This window comes from Nocardioides sp. LML1-1-1.1 (genome assembly GCF_040676175.1).
In the GTDB taxonomy this organism is placed as follows: Bacteria; Actinomycetota; Actinomycetes; order Propionibacteriales; family Nocardioidaceae; genus Nocardioides.
Window position 1 is genome coordinate 392,665 of sequence record NZ_JBEGHK010000003.1, and the last position, 22,227, is coordinate 414,891.

At 70.4% G+C, this 22,227-nt stretch carries 21 protein-coding genes; 20 read left to right on the top strand and 1 reads right to left on the bottom strand.

Annotation, left to right across the window (positions count from 1 at the left end; translation table 11 throughout):
* The first annotated feature begins 3 nt into the window (after positions 1–3).
* The 15 genes from MRBLML1_RS13005 (at position 4) to MRBLML1_RS13075 (ending at position 14,076) form a co-directional block, all read left to right on the top strand.
* Entirely contained in the window at positions 4–747 is a 744-nt protein-coding gene (locus tag MRBLML1_RS13005) for a signal peptidase I (RefSeq protein ID WP_364516462.1), read from the top strand.
* On the top strand, positions 744–1,409 hold the full coding sequence (locus MRBLML1_RS13010) for an LPXTG cell wall anchor domain-containing protein (RefSeq protein ID WP_364516464.1): 666 nt from the start codon (positions 744–746) through the stop codon (positions 1,407–1,409). Before MRBLML1_RS13005 ends, MRBLML1_RS13010 begins: the two co-directional genes overlap by 4 nt.
* Positions 1,402–1,974, top strand: a complete 573-nt coding sequence (locus MRBLML1_RS13015; RefSeq protein WP_364516467.1) for a SipW-dependent-type signal peptide-containing protein — start codon at positions 1,402–1,404, stop codon at positions 1,972–1,974. Before MRBLML1_RS13010 ends, MRBLML1_RS13015 begins: the two co-directional genes overlap by 8 nt.
* Entirely contained in the window at positions 1,971–3,302 is a 1,332-nt protein-coding gene (locus tag MRBLML1_RS13020; protein ID WP_364516469.1) for a signal peptidase I, read from the top strand. Before MRBLML1_RS13015 ends, MRBLML1_RS13020 begins: the two co-directional genes overlap by 4 nt.
* Before the next feature lie 11 nt (positions 3,303–3,313).
* The gene (gene pdxT, locus MRBLML1_RS13025; RefSeq protein WP_364516471.1) at positions 3,314–3,889 is read left to right on the top strand and encodes a pyridoxal 5'-phosphate synthase glutaminase subunit PdxT; all 576 of its coding nucleotides are present in this window, start codon (positions 3,314–3,316) and stop codon (positions 3,887–3,889) included.
* 57 nt (positions 3,890–3,946) lie between these two features.
* Positions 3,947–4,714, top strand: coding sequence for a YebC/PmpR family DNA-binding transcriptional regulator (locus MRBLML1_RS13030; protein ID WP_364516474.1), 768 nt, complete (start codon positions 3,947–3,949; stop codon positions 4,712–4,714).
* A gap of 241 nt (positions 4,715–4,955) precedes the next feature.
* Positions 4,956–5,243 carry a hypothetical protein gene (locus tag MRBLML1_RS13035; protein WP_364516476.1) on the top strand — a complete coding sequence of 96 codons (288 nt, stop codon included), beginning with the start codon at positions 4,956–4,958 and terminating at the stop codon, positions 5,241–5,243.
* A gap of 204 nt (positions 5,244–5,447) precedes the next feature.
* Complete coding sequence (ruvC, locus tag MRBLML1_RS13040; RefSeq protein WP_364516478.1) at positions 5,448–5,993, top strand: crossover junction endodeoxyribonuclease RuvC; 546 nt, start codon at positions 5,448–5,450, stop codon at positions 5,991–5,993.
* A complete protein-coding gene (ruvA, locus tag MRBLML1_RS13045) occupies positions 5,990–6,586 on the top strand; it encodes a Holliday junction branch migration protein RuvA (RefSeq protein ID WP_364516480.1) in 597 nt (198 codons plus the stop codon). Before ruvC ends, ruvA begins: the two co-directional genes overlap by 4 nt.
* A gap of 6 nt (positions 6,587–6,592) precedes the next feature.
* The gene (ruvB, locus tag MRBLML1_RS13050) at positions 6,593–7,672 is read left to right on the top strand and encodes a Holliday junction branch migration DNA helicase RuvB (protein WP_364516483.1); all 1,080 of its coding nucleotides are present in this window, start codon (positions 6,593–6,595) and stop codon (positions 7,670–7,672) included.
* A gap of 117 nt (positions 7,673–7,789) precedes the next feature.
* On the top strand, positions 7,790–8,104 hold the full coding sequence (gene yajC / locus MRBLML1_RS13055) for a preprotein translocase subunit YajC (protein ID WP_364516485.1): 315 nt from the start codon (positions 7,790–7,792) through the stop codon (positions 8,102–8,104).
* A 2-nt stretch (positions 8,105–8,106) separates the two neighbouring features.
* Complete coding sequence (gene secD, locus MRBLML1_RS13060) at positions 8,107–9,912, top strand: protein translocase subunit SecD (RefSeq protein WP_364516487.1); 1,806 nt, start codon at positions 8,107–8,109, stop codon at positions 9,910–9,912.
* The gene (secF, locus tag MRBLML1_RS13065; RefSeq protein WP_364516489.1) at positions 9,912–11,165 is read left to right on the top strand and encodes a protein translocase subunit SecF; all 1,254 of its coding nucleotides are present in this window, start codon (positions 9,912–9,914) and stop codon (positions 11,163–11,165) included. Before secD ends, secF begins: the two co-directional genes overlap by 1 nt.
* Before the next feature lie 2 nt (positions 11,166–11,167).
* A complete protein-coding gene (locus MRBLML1_RS13070; protein WP_364516491.1) occupies positions 11,168–11,725 on the top strand; it encodes an adenine phosphoribosyltransferase in 558 nt (185 codons plus the stop codon).
* 29 nt (positions 11,726–11,754) lie between these two features.
* A complete protein-coding gene (locus MRBLML1_RS13075) occupies positions 11,755–14,076 on the top strand; it encodes a RelA/SpoT family protein (RefSeq protein WP_414691246.1) in 2,322 nt (773 codons plus the stop codon).
* A gap of 47 nt (positions 14,077–14,123) precedes the next feature.
* Here MRBLML1_RS13075 and MRBLML1_RS13080 read toward each other — a convergent pair whose 3' ends face one another.
* Positions 14,124–15,362: a DUF349 domain-containing protein gene (locus MRBLML1_RS13080; RefSeq protein WP_364516493.1), complete on the bottom strand. Its 1,239-nt coding sequence runs from the start codon at positions 15,360–15,362 to the stop codon at positions 14,124–14,126.
* 46 nt (positions 15,363–15,408) lie between these two features.
* On the opposite strand from MRBLML1_RS13080, the gene MRBLML1_RS13085 reads away from it, so the two are divergent.
* From MRBLML1_RS13085 to MRBLML1_RS13105, 5 genes are all read left to right on the top strand, one after another.
* Positions 15,409–16,128: an MBL fold metallo-hydrolase gene (locus tag MRBLML1_RS13085; protein WP_364516495.1), complete on the top strand. Its 720-nt coding sequence runs from the start codon at positions 15,409–15,411 to the stop codon at positions 16,126–16,128.
* Positions 16,128–17,474 carry a histidine--tRNA ligase gene (hisS, locus tag MRBLML1_RS13090; RefSeq protein WP_364516497.1) on the top strand — a complete coding sequence of 449 codons (1,347 nt, stop codon included), beginning with the start codon at positions 16,128–16,130 and terminating at the stop codon, positions 17,472–17,474. The genes MRBLML1_RS13085 and hisS overlap by 1 nt, the downstream gene beginning before the upstream one ends.
* The gene (gene aspS, locus MRBLML1_RS13095) at positions 17,471–19,237 is read left to right on the top strand and encodes an aspartate--tRNA ligase (RefSeq protein WP_364516499.1); all 1,767 of its coding nucleotides are present in this window, start codon (positions 17,471–17,473) and stop codon (positions 19,235–19,237) included. The genes hisS and aspS overlap by 4 nt, the downstream gene beginning before the upstream one ends.
* 197 nt (positions 19,238–19,434) lie before the next feature.
* Entirely contained in the window at positions 19,435–20,403 is a 969-nt protein-coding gene (locus MRBLML1_RS13100) for an ABC transporter permease (RefSeq protein WP_364516501.1), read from the top strand.
* Between the two features lie 85 nt (positions 20,404–20,488).
* Entirely contained in the window at positions 20,489–22,195 is a 1,707-nt protein-coding gene (locus tag MRBLML1_RS13105; RefSeq protein WP_364516503.1) for an ABC transporter substrate-binding protein, read from the top strand.
* Positions 22,196–22,227: the final 32 nt, after the last annotated feature.

Sequence of the window (22,227 nt, forward strand, 5' to 3'; positions counted from 1 at the left end):
TCGGTGGCTCTCTCGGTCCGGGCGACCGCCGGCTGGATAGGTCAGGTCCTCGCGTGGTTGGTGATCCTCGGTGTGGTCGTCGTGCTGGCGGCCGCGGTCCTCGTACCGCGGCTCGCCGGCGCGACGCCGTACACCGTGCTCACCGGCTCCATGGAGCCGAAGTACCCACCGGGGACGTTGGTGGTCGTCAAGCCGGTCGCGTTCGACGACATCGCGATCGGCGACGTGATCACCTACCAGCGGGAGTCCGGCAAGGACGACGTGGTGACCCACCGGGTCGTGGGATCGGGCAACCGGTTCGACGGCAAGCGGGTCCTCACCACCCAGGGCGACGCCAACCAGGTCGCCGACCGGAACCCCGTGCAGGAGGTCCAGGTCAGGGGGAGGCTGTGGTACTCGGTTCCGTACCTCGGCTACGTCAACACCGCACTCAGCGGCCGGCAACGGCAGTGGGCGGTGTGGGCGGTCTCGGCCGGACTGGTGGGCTACGCGGCGTACATGTTCGTCGGCGCTCTGCGCGACCGGCGGCGCACCCGCCGCGCACCCACGGAGACGAGCCAGGACACCGAGTCCCTCAGGACGACGGTCCCGGTGGCCGAACCCCTGGAGCAACCGCCCGTCGTCAGCAGCACCCGCACCACCCCGGACCGGCCTGACCGCACCCTCGTGGTCGTGGCCGTCGCAGGAGCCCTCCTGCTCGTCCTGGTCCTCGTCAAGATCCGCACCTCAAGGAGACCGTCATCGTGATCCGCCGACTCGCCTCGATCGGGGCCGCCGCTGCCGCGGTGGTCGCGCTCGCTGCCGCGCCGGCGCACGCGGACGACGAGATCGGGCTCAGCCAGGACGGGGTGACCTGGACCGAGACCCTCGGCGCGCCGCTCTTCGACCCCGGCTTCCGGTTCGTCCCCGGTGACGTCGAGACCCGGTCCTTCCGGGTCCGGAACCAAGGCCCCTCGGCCGGCCTGCTCACCGTCCAGGTGCTCGCCGCCGACCCGTCCGCCCTGCTGCTGGCCGACGACTTCACCATCGAGGCGCAGGTCGCGGGCGGCCCGTGGGTCGACGTCGAGGCCGGTACGACGCCCGTGCGCACCGAGCTGAGGATCGCACGCAACGCCCAGACCCAGGTGGCGGTCCGGGCCACCTTCGACCCCGACTCGACCCGCCAGCTCCAGCAGGTGCCCTTCCGGGTGCTGCTCACCCTCGAGGAGGACGGCAGCGTGGGCGGCATCGACCAGGGCGGCGGCGACGGCGACGGGAACGGCTCCGTCGGTGGCGTCGAGGACGGCGGCCTGCCGGCGACCGGCTCGGCCGTCGCGCCCGGCCTCGTCTGGCTCGCGGCCGGCCTGATCGGCGGCGGCATCGCGCTCGTCCGGCGGCGCTCGCGCGAGGAGGTGGCTCCTCGTGCCTAGCTGGTTCGGACGCGGCCGCACCCGCGCCCTGCTCTCCGCCGGCCTCCTGGTCGGCGTCGGGGCCGTCGGCACCTCGGCGTACTGGAGCGCGGGGACGCAGGCCACCGGCACCACCGTGCAGTCCGGCACGATCCACATCGACCTCGCCACCAACAACCGGGTGAAGCCCGAGACCTACGCGTGGACCGCGCTGACCGGGAGCCTGGCCGTCGCCGGTGAGTCCCAGGCCAAGGTGCTGCGGGTGCGCAACAACAGCATCGGCGGGCTGACCTTCGGGTACACGATCGCCGCCACCGCCAGCGGCACCCTCGGCGGCGCGCTCAAGGTCACCGTGCGCAACGGCGGGACCGTCAGCGGGACGACCTGCACCGGCGGCACCGTCGTCGGCACCGCCAACGCCGACCTCAACGGCTACAACGGAGCGCCGGGACAGCTGTCCTCGAGCGCCGCCACGCCCTACCACGACCTGTGCGTCCAGGTGAGCCTGCCGGCCGGCAGCGGCGTCACCAGCGGCGCCACCTCGAACATCGCCTTCACCTTCTCCGCGACGCAGGTGGTCTCATGACCCGCACCCAGCGCATCGCCCGCGAGCTCGTCCTGTGGACCGGCGGCGCCCTCGGCGCGCTGTGCCTGCTCGCCCTGCTGGCGGGCTGGCTGCTCAACGTGACGCCGCTCGTCTTCCAGTCCGGCTCGATGAGCCCGTCGTACGACGCGGGGGCGCTCGGCATCGCCCGGAAGGTCCCGGCGAGCGAGCTGCGCGTCGGTGACGTCGTCAGCGTCGAGAGCGCGCAGGGCGGCCGGGTCACCCACCGCGTCGTCGCGATCTCCGGTGCGGAGGACGGTCGCGCGCTGCTCCGCCTGCAGGGTGACACCAACCCGGCCCCCGACACCGAGACCTACGCCGTGCGCACGGCGGACCGGGTCGCGTTCGGCGTACCGAAGGCGGGCTACGTGCTCAGCGCCGCCTCGACGCCGGTGGGCCTCCTGCTCGGCGGGCTGCTCGTCGTCGGCTCGATCTTCCTCGGCTTCCGCCCCCAGGGCCCGCGTCCCGGCGCCCCTGCCGGGCGGCGTCACGCCGCCATCGCGGTCGGCGCGGTCTCCGCGTTGACGATCGGTGGCGCGATCGGCGCCAGCGGTCTGGCGCCGTTCTCGCCCACCGGGGCGCTGTGGAGCGACTCGGCCACCGCGAACGCCACGATCACCGCCACCGGCGGCGACACCACGCCGCCCGTGCTCTCGAACCCGCTCCCTGCCGACGGTGCGAGTGCCACCACCTGGGGCGGTCTCGACTGCGCCGACAGCGGCGCGGGCTTCGGCCAGATCTGCGTGAACGCCACGGACACCGGCGGCTCAGGAGTGAGCACGGTGACCGTCAAGCTGGTCCGCACCAACAACGGCGTCCTGACGTGCTGGAACGGCACCGCCTTCATCGCCGGCAACGGCTGCTCGGCACAGACGATGCTCCTCGTGTCCGGCAGCCAGTACCGCACCAACAACCTGTCCGCCGTGCTGATGACCCAGGGCGGGTACACCGCGACGTTCACCGCGACCGACGTCGCCGGCAACAGCGCGACGCTCACGACCGCCTTCGCCGTCCAGCCGACGCCCGTGATCACGGCTTGCGTCCCGATCAACGGCAACAACCCCTACAACCTGACGTGGACCTGGGCCGGCGCCGGCAACCCCGACTCCTTCAAGCTCTACTACGGCGGGGGCGGCAGCCTCCGGACGCCGACGACCTTCGCGGGCAACGTGCGCAACGGCCAGACCCAGTCGATCAACAACGAGGCCGGCACCTTCCGCCTGGTCGCGGTGATCGGCGGCGTCGAGTCCGCTCTGTCCAACCCGGCCAACTACTCGGGCAACGGCAACAAGAACTGCGCGATCCCGTAACGTTCTCCGGCGTGCCAGCCATCGGAGTCTTCGCCCTCCAGGGTGACGTTCGGGAGCACCTGCAGACCCTGACCGCCCTCGGTGCCGACGCCTTCGCCGTACGACGGCCTGCCGAGCTCGCCGGCTGCGACGGCCTGGTGCTGCCCGGCGGGGAGTCGACCACGATGGCCAAGCTGGCCCGCACGTTCGAGCTGCTCGACCCGTTGCGCGAGCGGATCGCCGGCGGGATGCCGACCTTCGGCACCTGTGCCGGGATGATCCTGCTCGCCGACCGGATCGAGGGCGGCACCGCCGACCAGGAGACCATCGGCGGGCTCGACGTCACCGTGCGACGCAACGCCTTCGGCCGCCAGGTCGACTCCTTCGAGGCCGACCTGCCGTTCGCGGGGCTGGCCGACCCGGTGCACGCCGTCTTCATCCGCGCCCCCTGGGTCGAGGCGACCGGCCCGGACGTCGAGGTGCTCGCCGAGGCCGCGGGTCACCCGGTCGCCGTACGGCAGGGGCACCTGATGGCGACCTCCTTCCACCCCGAGGTCGACGGGGACGGCCGGGTGCACCGGGTCTTCCTCGACCTGGTCGCCGGATAGAGTTGTCCGCGCTGCTGCGGCAGCACGGAAGTCGTCGAGGTAGATAGAGGGACGTAGATGTCTGGCCACTCCAAGTGGGCGACCACGAAGCACAAGAAGGCCGCGATCGATGCCAAGCGCGGCAAGCTCTTCGCCAAGCTGATCAAGAACATCGAGATCGCGGCGAAGATGGGCGGCCCCGACCCCTCCGGCAACCCCACCCTCTTCGACGCCATCCAGAAGGCCAAGAAGCAGTCGGTCCCCAACAAGAACATCGACTCCGCGGTCAAGCGCGGCGGCGGCCTCGAGGGCGGCGGCGTCGACTACGAGACGATCATGTACGAGGTCTACGGCCCCCAGGGCGTCGCGCTCCTCGTCGAGTGCCTCACCGACAACCGCAACCGCGCCGCGATGGAGGTCCGCACCGCGGTCACCCGCAACGGCGGCACCATGGCCGACCCCGGCTCGGTGTCGCGCCTGTTCACCCGCAAGGGCGTGGTCGTGGTCGCGAAGTCCCAGGAGGACAAGGAGGTCTCCGAGGACGACATCCTCGAGGCCACCCTCGACGCCGGTGCGGAGGAGGTCAACGACCACGGCGAGGCGTTCGAGGTGCAGTCCGAGGCCACCGACGTCGTCGCCGTGCGGACCGCACTGCAGGAAGCCGGCATCGACTACGAGTCCGCCGACGTCCTGTTCGTGGCCTCGATGGACATCCCCGTCGCCGACCCGACCGCGGCGGGCAAGGTCTTCAAGCTCGTCGACGCGGTCGACGACCTCGACGACGTGCAGAACGTCTTCTCCAACGCCGACATCCCCGACGAGGTCCTCGACCAGATCGAGGAGTGAGGTACGCCGGAGCGCGTCATGTCCGGCTGTGTCTGACTGACATGCCGCAGATCTCTCGCGGCAGTGCCTTCGGAAGGCTGTTAATGTGACCCCCCATTCATTCTCGGGCGTCACGCCCAGCCAACGCACAGGGGGCATCGTGGTTTGGAAACGTGCTGCAGTCGTTCTTTCCGCAGTTGTTGCGAGCGTTGCACTACCGGCAACTCCCGCTTTCGCTGCCAGCAACACCAAGTACACATGCGTGGCTGATGGACAGACCGCAACCATCAGCGTCACGCACTCGGCGGACAAGATGACCATTTACCGGATCGAGTACAAGATCGAGGACAACGGTCGGACCGGCGGGAAGATCTGGGTCAATGACTACGGCGTCGCGCCCACGGCGACCTACAGCACCTATTCGGCAATCCAGGACGGCGGTTGGCACGTCATGAGGGAGGCGAACATCAGGCGCGGCTTTGGTGGATTGACGGTCAAGTTCACCCTCAATCAAGCGGTCGACAGCTCGTGCGGCGGCACCATCTGGTGACGACCGCGTTGTGAACCGGCGCTGAGGCGCGGCGAGAGGAATGGTCGGCGGTCTGCCGCCCCTCTCGTCGCGTCCGCCGGTTCGCCTATCGGCTTGGATGGATCTGCTCCTGAGCTCGTCGATCGCTCGACGTGTCGCGGGGTCTCAGCGGCTCGGCGTCGTCTACGGTAGGTCCGAACAGATGTTCGGACGAGAGGTGACGACGTGCGCGTGCTCGGGATCGACCCGGGGTTGACCCGCTGCGGCCTCGGCGTGGTCGACGGATCGCTCGGCCGGCCGTTGAGCCTGGTCGACGTGGGCGTCGTACGGACCTCGGCCCAGGTGGCGGTGCCGGAGCGGTTGGTGACCATCGAGCGCGGCATCGACGCCTGGCTCGACGAGCACCGGCCCGAGGCGGTCGCGATCGAGCGGATCTTCGCGCGCTCCGACGTCAGCACGATCATGGGCACGGCGCAGGCCGCGGGCATCGCGATGGTCTGCGCCGCCCGGCGCGGTCTGCCGGTGGCGCTGCACACCCCGAGCGAGGTCAAGGCCGCCGTCTCCGGCAACGGGCGTGCCGACAAGGCGCAGGTGGGTGCGATGGTCACCCGGATCCTGCGCCTGGACGCGGCGCCCAAGCCGGCCGACGCCGCCGACGCGTTGGCGCTCGCCATCACCCACATCTGGCGCGGTGGTGCGCAGGCGCGCATCGACGCCGCGCTCGCCGCTGCCCGGCCGACCCGTTCCCGCACCCCCGGAGGAGTCCGATGATCGCGTTCGTCCGCGGCACCGTCGCTGCCGTGACGCTGTCCAGTGCCGTCGTCGAGGTGGGTGGCATCGGCCTCGAGCTGATGTGCACGCCGGGCACGCTCGCCCAGCTGCGCACCGGCCGGCAGGCCACCCTGCCGACGAGCATGATCGTGCGCGAGGACTCCCTCACCCTCTACGGTTTCGCCGACGAGGAGGAGAAGACGATCTTCGAGCTGGTCCAGACCGCCTCCGGCGTCGGGCCCAAGCTCGCCCAGGCGATCATCGCGGTCCTCAGCCCCGACGGCGTCCGGACGGCGATCGCCTCCGACGACGTCAAGACGCTCACCAAGGTCCCTGGCATCGGCCAGAAGGGCGCCCAGCGGATCATCCTCGAGCTCAAGGACCGCATCGGCGCCCCCACCGGCACGGTCGCCAGCAGCGCCGCCGCCGCGGGCGCTGCGTGGCGCGAGCAGGTGCACCAGGGCCTGGTCGGACTGGGCTACAACGCCAAGGACGCCGACAAGGCCGTGGACGCGGTCGCCGACCAGGCCGACGGCTCGCCGGACGTCGGTGCCCTGCTCCGCGCCGCGCTGCGCAGCCTCTCCAAGGCCTGATCCGTCGTGCCCTTCCACGAGGACGAGCTCGCCGCCGCCGAGGAGACCCATTTCCGCTCGCTGACCGCAGCCGAGGCCGAGGGCGACGAGCGCGCGGTCGAGGCCGCGCTGCGCCCGCGCACGCTGGACGAGGTGGTCGGCCAGGCGCGGGTGCGTGACCAGCTCGGCCTGGTGCTGGAGGCCGCGCAGCAGCGGGGAAGGGCGCCCGACCACGTGCTGCTCTCCGGCCCGCCCGGCCTGGGCAAGACCACGCTGGCGATGATCATCTCCCACGAGATGGGCACTCCGCTGCGGATCACCAGCGGTCCGGCCATCACCCACGCCGGCGACCTCGCCGCGATCCTCTCCGGGCTGAACGAGGGCGAGGTGCTCTTCGTCGACGAGATCCACCGGATGTCGCGCCCTGCCGAGGAGATGCTCTACCTGGCGATGGAGGACTTCCGGGTCGACGTCGTGATCGGCAAGGGGCCGGGCGCCACCGCCATCCCGCTGGAGATCCCGCCGTTCACCCTCGTGGGCGCGACCACCCGCGCCGGCCTCCTGCCGGGGCCGCTGCGCGACCGGTTCGGGTTCACCGCCCACCTGGAGTTCTACGAGCCCGACGAGCTCGACCTGATCGTGCGCCGCTCGGCCGGCCTGCTCGGCGTCGACCTCACCCCGGAGGGCTCCAGCGAGATCGCCGGTCGCTCCCGCGGCACGCCCCGCATCGCCAACCGCCTGCTGCGCCGGGTCCGTGACTACGCCCAGGTCCGTGCCGACGGCACGGTCACCCGGGGCGTCGCCCAGTCGGCGCTCGACCTCTACGAGGTCGACGAGCTGGGCCTCGACCGCCTGGACCGGGCGGTCCTCGACGTGCTCTGCCGCCGGTTCGGTGGGGGACCGGTGGGCGTCTCCACGCTCGCGGTCGCCGTCGGCGAGGAGCGGGAGACCGTCGAGGAGGTCGCCGAGCCCTTCCTGGTCCGCAACGGGTTCCTCGCGCGCACGCCGCGCGGGCGGATCGCCACGCCGGCGGCATGGACGCACCTGGGACTGGCCCCGCCGGCGTACCCGAAGGACGCCGGGGGACCCACCCTCTTCGAGGACTGACGCGCGGAGGACGGTGCGGATCGCGCCCGGACTGGTGTCGCTGGCTACACTTCCCGACGGCCCGCCCTGCGACCGCTGGTGCGGCGCTGTTCCGTGCCCCGCTGGAGAGGTTTGTCGGTGAAAGACGCTGCACAGCTGTTGCCGATCGTGGCGATCGCTGCGATCTTCTGGTTGCTCATCATCCGCCCTGCCTCACGTCAGCGGAAGGCGACGGCGCAGCTGCAGGCCGAGCTGTCCGTCGGCGACGGCGTCATGCTGACCTCGGGCATCTTCGGGACGATCGTCGGGGAGACCGACGAGCACCTCGAGGTCGAGATCGCGCCGGGCGTGGCGATCCGTGTCGTCCGCGGTGCGGTCGCCTCGGTACGCCGCGACCACCTGGAGGACGACGCGCCCGTCGACCCCACCCCTGACGACGAAGAGGAGCGCTGAGCATGGCCTCGCGCCGTCCGCGCCCCGGGCGCAACCTGATCATCTTCTTCCTCGCGCTGGCCGTGCTCTACGGCCTCACCGCGCTCTCGCAGAGCGGCGACGACAAGGACAAGACGCCGTGGAAGCCCGCGCTGGGCCTCGACCTCCAGGGCGGCACCCGGATCACCCTGAGCGCCGACAAGGACCAGACCAAGGAGAACCTCGACGAGGCGCGGCGGATCATCGACCAGCGCGTCAACGGCTCCGGTGTCGCCGAGGCCGCGGTCACCACCCAGGGCAGCAAGAACATCGTCGTCGAGGTCCCCGGCAAGACCAAGGACCGTGGCCAGCTCGAGGACACCGTCAAGCGGCAGGCGCAGCTGCGCTTCCGCCTCGTCGCATGCTCGGACGGCAAGCCCGCCGCCTGCGCCGCCGGCGCCGGCACCGGCCTGCCCGGCTCGGACACCGGCTCGATGGGCGGCCTCGGCCGGCCCGGTCTCGACCTGTCCGGCGCGGTCGACGACGACCCGACCGGTACGCCGTCCGCGACGCCCAGCACGTCCGGTAGCCCGACCGCCACGCCGAGCGGCTCGGCGACGCCCAGCGACACCGCCACTCCGGGCACGGGCGACACGAAGGACAAGGCCTTCACCGCCGAGGACGCCATCGCGTGGTCCCGCCAGCCAGACCAGGCCTCGATCGCCGAGTTCGCGAAGTACGCCTGCGACGCCAAGGGCCAGCTCCTCAACGCCACCGACGGCAAGCCGGCCGAGGTCGTGGACGATCCCGACAAGCCGCTGGTCGCCTGCTCGCAGCCCGAGAAGGACCGGCCCTCCGGCAAGTACCTCCTGAGCCGCTCGGTCATCGAGGGCACCGAGCTCGACGACGCCTCCGCCGGCACGCCGCAGAACGGTGTCGGCTGGCAGGTCAGCATCGAGATGGGCAACAGCAAGGACAAGGCGCGCCCGAAGGGGTCCGCCGGCGCGGCCACCGACTTCGAGACCGTCTCGCGGGCCTTCCAAGGCACGGAGGAGCAGTTCGCGATCGTGCTCGACGGCGTGGTCATCTCGGACCCGCGGATGACCGCGGTGATCACCGACGGTCGCTCCAGCATCACCGGTGACTTCACCGAGCAGGAGGCGCTGGACCTCGCCAACAGCCTGAAGTTCGGTGCCCTGCCGATCAAGTTCGACGACCAGGGCACGTCGGTCGAGGAGATCGGTCCGTCGCTGGCCGGCAACCAGCTGCAGGCCGGCCTGACGGCCGGTGCGATCGGCCTCGTGCTGGTGATGCTCTACTGCCTCTTCTACTACCGCGGCCTCGGCCTGGTGGTGGTCAGCTCGCTGTTCGTCGCGGCCGCGATCACCTACGCGATGGTCCTGCTGCTGAGCGAGACGGCCGGCTTCACGCTGACCCTGCCCGGCATCGCCGGGCTGATCATCGCCGTCGGCATCACCGCGGACTCGTTCGTCATCTTCTTCGAGCGGATCCGCGACGAGATGCGTGAGGGCAAGTCGATGCGGGTCGCGGTCGAGACCGGCTGGGCCCGCGCGCGGGTCACCCGGGTCGCGGCCAACACGGTCCAGATCCTCTCGGCGCTGGTGCTCTACATCTTCGCCACCGGCGCGGTGAAGGGCTTCGGATTCGCGCTCGGCCTGACCACCCTGATCGACCTCGCGGTGCTGTTCTGGTTCACCAAGCCGATGGTCTCGTGGCTGGCCCAGTTCCACGCCTTCAACTCCGGGCACAAGCTGTCCGGGCTCAGCAAGGAGACACTCGGCATGGACGTGGCGAAGTCGCGCACCGCGAGCACGGGAGGTGGCCGCTGATGGGCAAGATGTCCCGCCTGGGCAACGACCTCTACCAAGGTCGCAAGTCCGTCGACTTCGTCGGCCGCCCCTGGCTCTTCTACGCGATCTCCGCGGTCATCGTCGGGCTCGCCGTGGCGGTGCTCTTCATCAAGCCCCTCAACATGGGCGTGGAGTTCACCGGTGGCTCCTCGCTGTCGGTCGACGTCGGAGACGGCAACGCCAGCCAGAAGAACGCCGACAAGCTGCAGTCCGCGATCGCGGACGCCAAGCTCGAGAACGCCGAGAACCCGGTCGTCACGACCGAGGGCAACTCCTCGCTGACGGTCCAGGTCGAGAGCCTGAACGAGGAGCAGCGCGCCGCGGTCAACGAGGTCGTGCGCGACACCTTCCCGCAGGTGAGCGAGGGCAAGATCTCGATCCAGCAGGTCGGCCCGAGCTGGGGCCAGGAGGTTGCCAAGAAGGCGCTCACCGGTGTCGGCATCTTCCTCGTCCTCGTGGTGCTCTTCATCTGGGCCTACTTCCGCGAGTGGCGAATGTCGGTGGCCGCGCTCGTCGCGCTGATCCACGACGTCGTGCTCACCGTCGGCGTCTACGCGCTGTCCGGCTTCCAGGTGACGCCCGCGGCGGTCACCGGCCTGCTCGCGATCCTCGGCTTCTCGCTCTACGACACGGTCGTGGTGTTCGACAAGATCAAGGAGAACACCGGCCAGCTCCGCAAGAGCACCCAGTCGTACGCCGACGCGGCCAACCTCGCGGTCAACCAGACCCTGGTGCGCTCGATCAACACCTCGATCGTCGCGCTCATCCCGATCGGCGCCATCCTCTACGTCAGCGCCGTCCAGCTCGGTGCCAGCTCGCTGCAGGACCTCGCGCTCGCGCAGTTCGTGGGCATGGGTGTGGGTGTCTACTCCTCGGTGATGCTCGCGCCGCGCGTGCTCGTGCACCTGAAGATGCAGGAGACCGAGGTCCAGGCACAGGCCCGTCGGGCCAAGGCCAAGCAGCGCGCCCTCGCCGACCGCTACGCCGCCGTGCCGGTCTTCAAGGACGACGAGGCCGTCGTGCCCCGCGACGCCCACGACCTCGACGACCCGGCCGAGCTCGCCGAGGACGGCGAGGTCACGCTCGAGGAGCAGCCGGCCCGCACCCGGTCGCAGGACGCGGTCGGCAAGGGGCGCAACGTGCCCACCGCCTCGCGCCCGGTCAACGAGAGCGGCAGCGCGGGCCGCAAGCAGCCGCAGCGCCAGACCCGCTCCAAGCGCGGGAAGAAGTAGTCGTGGGTCAGGCGCCCGCGACCGAACGGGCGGTCGCGGCGCTGACCCGGCTGGTCCGCGACGTCCCGGACTTTCCCGAGCCCGGGATCGTCTTCAAGGACATCACCCCGCTGCTCGCCGACGCCGAGGGCTTCGCCACCGTGGTGGAGGGCCTCGCCGAGGCGGGCCGCGACGCGAGCGGCGCGACCGTGGTCGACAAGGTGCTCGGCATGGAGGCGCGCGGCTTCATCTTCGCCGCCCCCGTCGCGCTGGCGCTCGGGGTCGGCTTCGTGCCAGTCCGCAAGGCCGGCAAGCTGCCGCACGACACCCATCGCGTCGCCTACTCCCTGGAGTACGGCGAGGCGGTGCTGGAGGTCCACCAGGACGCCGTGGCGCCGGGGGAGCGGGTGCTGGTCATCGACGACGTCCTCGCCACCGGGGGCACGGCCCGCGCGACCGACGAGCTGGTCACGGCGTGCGGCGGGAGCACGGCCGCCTTCGCGTTCCTCATGGAGCTGGGCTTCCTCGACGGACGGCAGCACCTCGGCGACGTACCGGCCTCGGCGCTCCTGACGCTCTGACCGCTCGGGCGCATCACTAGACTGGGGCAATGACCGAGGAGCGCACCCCACCCCGCGCGGAGCCGCGGGTGGAGCCCGCCCCGCCGACGGTCGTCCCGGAGCCCACCGGCGGGCGCAGCATGCGGGCGCGTCTGGCCCGGATGGGCAGTCGGTCCCAGGCGTCGAACCCGGTCCTCGAGCCGCTGTTCCGGGTGGTCCGCGCCAACCACCCGAAGGCCGACCTCGCCTTGCTGGAGAGGGCCTACCTCACCGCCGAGCGACTGCACGCGGAGCAGAAGCGCAAGAGCGGCGACCCCTACATCACCCACCCGCTCGCGGTGACCACGATCCTGGCCGGCATCGGCATGACCGAGCCGACCCTGGTGGCCGCGCTGCTGCACGACACCGTCGAGGACACGCCGTACACCCTCGACGAGTGTCGTCGCGACTTCGGCGACGAGGTGGCGCTGCTCGTCGACGGGGTGACCAAGCTCGACAAGGTCGTCTACGGCGAGTCGGCCAACGCCGAGACGATCCGCAAGATGATCGTGGCGATGTCCCGCGACATCCGGGTGCTCGTGATCAAGCTCGCCGACCGGTTGCACAACATGCGCACGCTGCGCTTCGTGAAACCGTCGACGCAGGAGCGCAAGGCTCGCGAGACCCTCGACATCTACGCTCCGCTGGCCCACCGGCTGGGCATGAACACCATCAAGTGGGAGCTCGAGGACCTCGCGTTCGCGACCCTGCACCCGAAGATCTACGACGAGATCGTGCGGATGGTCGCCGAGCGGGCGCCCTCGCGGGACTCCTTCCTCGCCGAGGTGATCACCCAGGTCGAGAAGGACCTGCGCGAGGCGAAGATCAAGGCGACCGTCACCGGCCGGCCGAAGCACTACTACTCGATCTACCAGAAGATGATCGTCGGGGGCCGCGACTTCTCCGACATCTACGACCTGGTCGGCATCCGCATCCTCGTGGAGGAGGACCGGGACTGCTACGGCGTCCTGGGTGTCCTGCACTCCCGCTGGAACCCGGTCCTGGGCCGGTTCAAGGACTACGTCGCGATGCCGAAGTTCAACATGTACCAGTCGCTGCACACGACCGTGATCGGTCCGCAGGGCAAGCCGGTGGAGATGCAGATCCGCACCTTCGCCCAGCACCGGCGGGCCGAGTACGGCGTCGCGGCGCACTGGAAGTACAAGGAGGACGGCCGCGCCGGCAACGACACCGACAAGCCGGGCGACCTCGACGACATGAGCTGGGTGCGCCAGCTGCTCGACTGGCAGAGCGAGGTCGAGGACCCGGGCGAGTTCCTGGAGTCGCTGCGCTTCGAGATCAACCAGGCCGAGACCTACGTCTTCACCCCGCGCGGCGACGTGATCGCGCTGCCGTCCGGCTCGACCCCCGTCGACTTCGCCTACGCCGTGCACACCGAGGTCGGCAACCGCACCATCGGTGCCCGGGTCAACGGCCGCCTGGTGCCGCTGGAGTCCACGCTGGAGAACGGCGACGTGGTCGAGGTCTTCACCTCCAAGGCCGAGGGCGCGGGACCCTCGCGCGACTGGCTGAACTTCGTGCAGTCGCCTCGTGCCCGCTCCAAGATCCGCCAGTGGTTCACCAAGGAGCGGCGCGAGGAGGCGATCGAGCGCGGCAAGGACGAGATCGCCAAGCTCATGCGCAAGGAGGGCCTGCCTCTCAAGCGGCTGCTCACCCACGACTCGCTGTCCCTGGTCGCCGGCGCCTTCCGGCTCGCCGACGTGACGGCGCTTTACGCCGCCGTGGGCGAGAGCAACCTCGGTGCGCAGAGCGTCGTCCGCAAGGTGATCGAGCTCCACGGCGGCGACGAGGGCGCCCAGGAGGATCTCGCCGAGGCGGTCACCATCACGGGTCGCCGCGGACGTCCTCGCCGTCCCACCAGCGGCGACGCCGGCGTCATCGTCACCGGCTCGCCCGACGTGTGGGTCAAGCTCGCCAAGTGCTGCACGCCGGTGCCGCCGGACACCATCCTCGGCTTCGTCACCAAGGGTGGCGGGGTGTCGGTGCACCGCAAGGACTGCACGAACGCCGCGAGCCTGCTCTCCCAACCGGAGAAGCTGGTCGACGTCGAGTGGGCCCCGACCGGTCAGTCGACGTTCCTGGTCAACATCCAGGTCGAGGCGCTGGACCGCTCACGGCTGCTCTCGGACATCACGATGGTGCTCTCCGACGCGCACGTGAACATCCTGTCCGCCAACCTGACGACCTCGCGCGACCGGGTGGCCAAGTCCCGCTTCACCTTCGAGATGGCCGACGCCAAGCACCTCGACACCGTCCTCGCGGCGGTGCGCTCGGTGCCCGGCGTCTTCGACGCCTACCGCGTCACCCACTGACATCGGCGTTGCAGGGATCCCCGCTGAGGCGGGGATCCCTGCAAGCCTCAGCTGAACTCGGCCGAGGCCCGGCGCGCCATCTCCAGGAAGGAACGACGGCCCTCGAGGTTCTCCTCGAGCTCGCGGACCTTCTTCTCGTCACCGCGCGAGCGCGCGGCTTCGAGCTTGGCCTCGGCCTCGGCGATCGCGGACTCGAGCTTGGAGACCATGTCGTCGGCACGCGCGGACTTCTCCGGGTCGGACTTGCGCCACTGCTCGTCCTCGGCCTTGCGGATGGTCTGCTCGACGGCGCGCATGCGGCCCTCGAGGTCCTTGATCCGGTCGCGCGGGACCTTGCCCGCCGCGTCCCACTTCTCGGCGACGTCGCGGAAGGCGTTCTTGGCTGCGGCGAGGTCACCGGTCTCGGCGAGCGGGGCGAGGATCGCCTCGGCCTCGACGAGCAGGGCCTCCTTGACCTCGGCGTTCGCGGCGAACTCGGTGTCGAGCGCGGCGTTGGCCGCGTCCCGGGCGCCGAAGAAGGTGTCCTGGGCGCCGCGGAAGCGCTGCCACAGCGCGTCGTCGACGGCCTTGGGTGCGGGGCCGGCGGCCTTCCAGTCGCGCATCAGGTCGCGGTAGCGGCCCGAGGTCGGGCCCCACTCGGTCGACGAGGCGAGGGCCTCTGCCTCGGTGACCAGACGCTCCTTGATCACGCGGGCGCCCTCGCGGCGCTCGTCCTGCTCGGCGAAGTGCGCCTTGCGCGCCTTCGTGTACGCCGAGCGGGCCGATGAGAACCGCTTCCACAGCTCGTCGTCGGCGGCCTTGTCGATCCGGGGGAGCTGCTTCCACTGCTCCAGCAGCTCCCGCAGCCGGTTGGCGCCGTTGCGCCAGTCGCGGCCGCCGGCGATCTTCTCGGCCTCGTCGGCGAGCTTTTCCTTGGCACCACGGGCATCGGCCACGCGCTGGGCCTTGGCGGCGCGGCGGGCGTCGCGCTGGGTGGCGATGACCGGGCCCAGCTCGTCGAGCTTGCGGCTCAGCGCGGGCAGGTCGCCGACGGCGTGCACGTCGTCCAGCTGCTCGCGCACCAGCTTGACCGAGGAGACGGCTTCCTCGGGGGAGAGAACGCCGGTCAGCACTCGCTTGTGCAGCAGGTCCACCTCCAGCGCGAGGTTGTCGTAGCGCTTGGTGTAGAACGCCAGGGCCTCCTCCGGTGAGGCGTCGGGCATCTGCCCGACCGCTCGCTCGCCGTCGGCTGTCTTCACGTAGACGGTGCCGTCGTCGCCGACGCGGCCCCAGTCAGAGGTAGTCACAGTGGCCCATGCTAATCAAAGGTTCCCCGGCCGATAGGCTGGGTCGGTGCTGATCGCCGCCTTCCCCGCCGGACCGTGGGGCACCAATTGCTACGTCGCGGCCACCGGACCGGGCTCCGAGTGCGTGGTCGTCGACCCCGGCAAGGACGCCGCACCGGGCGTCGCCGACGTGGTCCGCGAGCACAGGCTCAAGCCGGTCGCGGTGCTGCTCACGCACGGCCACATCGACCACATGTGGTCGGTCACCCCGGTGGCCGGCGCCTACGAGGCGACGGCGTGGATCCACCCCGGCGACCGCCATCTGCTGACAGACCCGATGGCCGGCATCTCCAAGGAGAGCGCGAGCATGCTGCTCGGCGGCGACTACGAGTTCACCGAGCCCGACGACGTGGCCGAGCTGGCCGACGGCGCCTCGCTGGAGCTCGCCGGGCTGCGCTTCGTCGTCGACCACACCCCGGGTCACACCGAGGGCTCGGTCACCTTCCGCACCCCCTGGGACGCCCCTGAGGGACCGGACATCTCCGAGGTGATGTTCTCCGGCGACCTGCTGTTCCAGGGCTCGATCGGACGCACGGACCTGCCTGGTGGCGACCACCAGAAGATGCTGCGCTCGCTCGCCAGCAAGGTCCTGCCGCTCGCCGACGACGTGGTCGTGCTGCCCGGCCACGGCGAGCAGACCTCGATCGGCCGCGAGCGCGCGACCAACCCGTTCCTGCTCGACCTGCTCGACTCCGGCGACGCCGGACGGGTGACCCGAGGTCTGTGATGGCCAAGCCCACCCCGCTCAGCGGGTTCCCCGAGCTCCTGCCTGCCCAGCGCCACGTCGAGCAGGAGGTCGTCGCGACGCTGGCGCGCACCTTCGAGCTGCACGGCTTCGCGAACATCGAGACCCGCGCCGTCGAGCCGATGGACCAGCTGCTGCGCAAGGGGGACACCTCCAAGGAGGTCTACGTCCTGCGCCGCCTCCACGAGGAGGGCAGCAAGGACGCCGGCATCGGCCTGCACTTCGACCTGACGGTGCCCTTCGCGCGCTACGTGCTGGAGAACGCCGGCAAGCTGGAGTTCCCCTTCCGCCGCTACCAGGTGCAGAAGGTCTGGCGCGGCGAGCGCCCGCAGGAGGGCCGCTTCCGCGAGTTCACCCAGGCCGACATCGACATCGTCGGACGGGACACGCTGCCCTTCCACCATGACGTCGAGGTCGCCCGGGTCATGCTGGAGGCGCTCTCCCGGCTGACCTTCCTGCCGGGCTTCCGGCTCCAGGTCAACAACCGCAAGCTGATCCAGGGCTTCTACGCCGGCCTGGGCATCGACGGCGACGGCATCGACGAGGTCATGCGCCTGGTCGACAAGCTCGACAAGCTCGACCCGGCCAAGGTGCGCGAGCTGCTGCTCACCGAGGCGGGCATCGGTGAGGACCAGGCCGACAAGGCGCTCGCGCTGGCGACGATCCGCAGCGCCGACGACTCGTTCGTCGCCCAGGTCCGTGCCCTCGGCGTGGAGCACGAGCTGCTGGACGAGGGGCTCGACGAGCTCGCCACGCTGGTGCGTGCCTGCGCCCCGCTCGCCACGGCGACCACCCGGGTCGAGGCGGACCTCTCGATCGCCCGTGGCCTCGACTACTACACCGGCACGGTCTTCGAGACCCGCCTCGACGGCTTCGAGTCCTTGGGCTCGATCTGCTCCGGCGGCCGGTACGACGCGCTCGCCACCGACGGCCGCACGACGTACCCCGGCGTCGGGATCTCGCTGGGCGTCAGCCGCGTCCTGGTGCCGCTCGTGCAGCGCGGCGTGCTCACCGCCGACCGCTCCGTGCCGAGCGTGGTGCTGGTCGCGGTCACCGACGAGGAGACGCGCAGCGAGGCCGACGCGATCGCCGCCGCCCTGCGCGGCAACGACATCCCGTGCGAGGTCGCGCCGAGCGCGGCCAAGTTCGGCAAGCAGATCCGTCACGCCGAGCGGCGTGGCATCCCGTACGTCTGGTTCGGCGGCGAGGTCAAGGACATCCGCTCCGGAAACCAGGTCGCGGCCGATCCGGCGACCTGGCAGCCTCCGCACCAGGACCTGCGACCGCAGGTCGTCACCACCACCACCTCTGAAGGGGAAACTCCGTGATCCGCAACCAGGACGCCGGCGCGCTGCGCGCCGAGCACGCCGGCCAGACCGTCACCCTCGCCGGGTGGGTGGCCAACCGGCGCGATCACGGGGGAGTGGCCTTCATCGACCTGCGCGACGCCAGCGGCGTGGTGCAGGTCGTGATCCGCGACGAGGCGGTCGCTCACAGCCTGCGCGCCGAGTTCTGCCTGAAGGTCACCGGTGAGGTCACCGCCCGCAAGGACGGCATGCAGAACCCCAACCTCGCCACCGGTGAGATCGAGGTCGTCGCCACCGAGGTCGAGGTGCTCAGCGCGGCCGCCCCGCTGCCGTTCCCGATCAGCGACCACGTCGACGTGGGGGAGGAGGTGCGGCTCAAGCACCGCTACCTCGACCTGCGCCGCTCCGAGCCCGGCAACGCGATCCGCCTGCGCAGCAAGGTCAACCGGGCCGCTCGCGCCGTTCTCGACGCGCACGACTTCGTCGAGATCGAGACCCCCACGCTCACCCGCAGCACGCCCGAGGGCGCGCGCGACTTCGTCGTCCCGGCGCGGTTGAAGCCGGGCAGCTGGTACGCCCTGCCGCAGAGCCCGCAGCTGTTCAAGCAGCTGCTGATGGTCGCCGGCATGGAGCGCTACTACCAGATCGCCCGCTGCTACCGCGACGAGGACTTCCGCGCCGACCGGCAGCCGGAGTTCACCCAGCTCGACATCGAGATGAGCTTCGTGACCCAGGACGACGTGATCGCCCTGGGCGAGGAGATCGCGGCCGCGCTGTGGAAGCTGATCGGCGTCGACCTCCCGCTGCCGATGCCCCGGATGACCTACGCCGACGCGATGGCCCGCTACGGCTCCGACAAGCCGGACCTGCGGATGGGCCTCGAGCTCGTCGAGTGCACGGACTACTTCAAGGACACCCCGTTCCGCGTCTTCCAGGCCCCGTACGTCGGCGCCGTGGTGATGCCCGGTGGCGCCAGCCAGCCGCGCAAGCAGCTCGACGCGTGGCAGGAGTGGGCCAAGCAGCGCGGCGCGCGGGGTCTCGCCTACGTGCTGGTCCAGGAGGACGGCGAGCTGACCGGACCGGTCGCGAAGAACATCACCGACGAGGAGAAGGCCGGGCTGGCTGCGCACGTCGGGGCGAAGCCGGGGGACTGCATCTTCTTCGGCGCCGGTGCCGTGAAGTCCAGCCGCGCGCTGCTGGGCGCGGCGCGCCTGGAGATCGGCCGTCGTACCGGTCTGCTGGACGAGGACGCCTGGAGCTTCCTGTGGGTCGTCGACGCGCCGCTCTTCGAGCCGGCCGACGACGCCACGGCCGCCGGTGACGTCGCCGTCGGCGCGGGCGCCTGGACGGCCGTGCACCACGCGTTCACCAGCCCCCAGGACCTGGAGTCCTTCGACCAGGAGCCGGGCACCGCGCTGGCGTGGGCCTACGACATGGTCTGCAACGGCAACGAGATCGGCGGCGGCTCGATCCGTATCCACCGCGACGACATCCAGAAGCGCGTCTTCGAGGTGATGGGCATCAGCAGCGAGGACGCCGAGGAGAAGTTCGGCTTCCTGCTCGAGGCGTTCAAGTACGGCGCGCCCCCGCACGGCGGCATCGCGTTCGGCTGGGACCGGGTGGTCGCGCTGCTGGCCGGCACGGACTCGATCCGCGACGTCATCGCCTTCCCGAAGACCGGTGGCGGCTACGACCCGCTCACCGCCGCTCCTGCGCCGATCACGGCGGAGCAGCGGAAGGAAGCCGGTGTGGACGCGCGCCCGGAGGACGAAACCAAGGCCTGACCGGCCGCGCCGGAAGGTTTTCCCGGGCGTCGAGACCAAACCGTTACCGCGTCGCTCTCGCCTTGTTGCACCGTGTGCGCCTAGTGTCGCGTGCTGTGTCGGGACGTCGTTCCGACATGGTCGGACGACGATGACGTGACGAGGTGGGAATGACCGCGCCGAGCAGCGAGCTGGAAAGCCATCTCTCCGGTTCCTCCATGGAGCCGGAGAAGGCGGCGGGCGGTGACGTTGCGAGCAAGTCGCCCATGCGGCTGGCCATGGGCCGGCTGCGCCGCGACAAGCTCTCGATGATCTCCCTGTTCGTGGTGCTGCTGGTGGTGCTGGCGGCGATCGCCGCGCCGTTCCTCGTCAAGTGGGGGGTCCTGGACCCCTACACGCTGCACAACTCGGGCAAGGACAACCTCCTCGACGAGTTCACCCTGCCGAAGGGCAGCTGGGGCGGCATCAGCAAGGAGCACCCGCTCGGCGTCGAGCCGCAGGCGGGGCGCGACGCGATGTCCCGCTTCTGGTACGGCATCACCTTCTCGCTGCTCATCGCGCTGACCGCCTCGCTGATGGCGGTCGCGCTCGGCACGGTGCTCGGCATCATCGCCGGGTTCAGCCGGGGCTGGGTGGACGCGCTGATCGGCCGGGTCATCGACCTGACGCTCTCCTTCCCGCAGACCCTGATGCTGCTGGCGCTGGCCGCGATCGGCCTGCAGTTCATCAAGCAGGTGACGCCGCTGGAGGGCTCGGCCGCCGAGGCGGGCTACGCCGTCGCGGTGCTGGCCGTCTTCGGCTGGCCGCAGACCGCCCGCGTGGTGCGCGGCCAGGTGCTGTCGATCCGCGAGCGCGAGTTCGTCGACGCCGCCGTGCTGCTGGGCGCCTCGCGCCGCCGGATCTACTTCCGCGAGATCCTGCCGAACCTGTGGGCGCCGCTGCTGGTGCTCTTCACCCTGTCGATGCCTGCCTACGTCTCCGCCGAGGCCGCCCTGAGCTACCTCGGTGTCAGCGTGAAGCCACCGACCCCGACCCTGGGTAACGTCCTGCGCGACTCTCTCCAGTACGCGACGGCCGACCCGGTCTACTTCTTCGTTCCCGCGATCCTGATCGCTGTGATCGTCATCTCGTTCAACCTCTTGGGAGACGGATTGCGGGATGCCCTTGACCCGAAGGGCAATCGGTGAGCTCGAGCGAGCCGGTACGACGAGGCGACGCACCGTCGCCGCCTTCGCCGCCACTCCTGGCGCGGACATCCAACAAGGAGAAGAAATGCTGAAGAAGAGGGCGCGGTTTCTTGCGCTAGGCTCCGCCGGCCTGCTGGCGACGTCCTTGGGCCTCGCCGCCTGTGGTAGCGGCGACGACTCGGGGAGCAACTTCGACGGGCTGATCCTGGTCTCCGAGACCCCGATCGACCACCTCGACCCGCAGCGGATCTACGTCGGTGCCGACATCGCCTCGCTGAGCCGGCTGGTCTACCGCCAGCTGGTCGCCTACCCGATCAAGGACGGCGACGGCCTGCCCGTCCCCGACCTCGCCACGGACACCGGCACGTCCGCCAAGGGCGGCCGCGAGTGGTCCTTCACCGTCAAGGACGGCGTGAAGTGGGAGGACGGCTCCCCGATCACGTGCGAGGACTTCAAGTACGGCGCGTCCCGCAACTTCGCCGTCGACGAGATCACCGGCGGCCCGGGCACGGCGTACATCGTGCCCCGCCTCGCGATCCCGAAGAAGGCCGACGGCTCCTCGCAGTACGAGGGCCCGTACACCAAGAAGGGCCAGGAGCTCTTCGACAAGGCCGTGACCTGCAACGGCAACACGATCACCTACCGGTTCACCGACCCGTGGGCCGACTTCCCGCTGGCCGTCGCCTCGCTGCACATGATGGACCCCTACAAGGAGTCCTTCGACAAGGGCGCGAAGAACGACGACGTCATCTTCTCCAACGGCCCCTACAAGGTGAAGGACTGGGACACCAAGAAGGGCGGCACCTTCGAGCGCAACCCTGAGTACGACCCGGCCACCGACACCCCGGACACCCTGCGCCAGGCCAAGCCGGACGCCATCAAGTACAAGTACGGCGAGAAGGCCGAGACGCTCTACGAGCGAATCATCAACGACACCGGTGACGCCAAGAACACCGTGTCGGCCCAGCGCCGCGTCCCGCCGTCGATGTTCAACCAGCTGCAGGACGTCAAGGACCGCTACGTCCAGGTCGACTCGCCCTACGTCGACTACCTGGTGCCGAACCAGTCGCGTCTGAAGAACCCGCTGGTCCGCAAGGCGCTCGCCGTCTCGACCAACATCAACGCCTGGATCGCCGCCGGTGGTGGCGAGCGCGCCTACAAGCCGGCCGACTCGATCGTGAACCCGTCGGTGCAGGGCTACGTCCCGAACCCCGCGTTCAAGGACCACAACCTCGACGGTGACGTCGCGCAGGCCAAGAAGCTGCTGGCCCAGTCCGGCGAGAAGCTGCCGATCGCGATCAAGTTCAGCTACCCGCAGACCGACTCCGCCGACAAGCAGGCCGCCGCGATCGCGGACACCTGGAAGCAGGCGGGCTTCAACGTCACGCTCGACCCGCTGGGCGAGGAGTACTACTCCAAGATCCAGAAGCCGGGCAACGACTCCGACGTGATGTGGGGCGGCTGGGGCGCTGACTGGCCGTCGGCGACCACGGTCACCGCGGCGCTGTTCGACAGCCGCCAGATCAACAAGGGCAGCACCGGCCAGAACTACGGCCAGTACAAGAGCGCGAAGGTCGACGGCCTGTTCGACAAGGCCATCGCCGCGCCGACCCTGGACGAGCAGACCAAGTTCCTGCAGGAGGCCGACGCCCAGCTGGGCGCCGACGTCGCGTACATCCCGCTGGAGATCTCGATCTTCAACTGGGTCTACGGCTCGAACGTGGTCGACTTCGCGACCAGCTCGGCGTCGAACTCCTTCGTGGAGCTCGGCCCGATCGACGTCAAGAAGTGATCGGGTAACGACCCCGAGCGACGTCTGAACCA

Excerpts from the sequence above, each read along its gene's own strand:
- hisS (WP_364516497.1), top strand. The coding sequence starts at position 16,128 with ATGGCCAAGCCCACCCCGCTCAGCGGGTTCCCCGAGCTCCTGCCTGCC.
- MRBLML1_RS13105 (WP_364516503.1), top strand. The coding sequence starts at position 20,489 with ATGCTGAAGAAGAGGGCGCGGTTTCTTGCGCTAGGCTCCGCCGGCCTG.
- ruvA (WP_364516480.1), top strand. The coding sequence starts at position 5,990 with ATGATCGCGTTCGTCCGCGGCACCGTCGCTGCCGTGACGCTGTCCAGT.
- secD (WP_364516487.1), top strand. The coding sequence starts at position 8,107 with ATGGCCTCGCGCCGTCCGCGCCCCGGGCGCAACCTGATCATCTTCTTC.
- MRBLML1_RS13075 (WP_414691246.1), top strand. The coding sequence starts at position 11,755 with ATGACCGAGGAGCGCACCCCACCCCGCGCGGAGCCGCGGGTGGAGCCC.
- MRBLML1_RS13020 (WP_364516469.1), top strand. The coding sequence starts at position 1,971 with ATGACCCGCACCCAGCGCATCGCCCGCGAGCTCGTCCTGTGGACCGGC.
- MRBLML1_RS13100 (WP_364516501.1), top strand. The coding sequence starts at position 19,435 with ATGGAGCCGGAGAAGGCGGCGGGCGGTGACGTTGCGAGCAAGTCGCCC.
- secF (WP_364516489.1), top strand. The coding sequence starts at position 9,912 with ATGGGCAAGATGTCCCGCCTGGGCAACGACCTCTACCAAGGTCGCAAG.
- MRBLML1_RS13030 (WP_364516474.1), top strand. The coding sequence starts at position 3,947 with ATGTCTGGCCACTCCAAGTGGGCGACCACGAAGCACAAGAAGGCCGCG.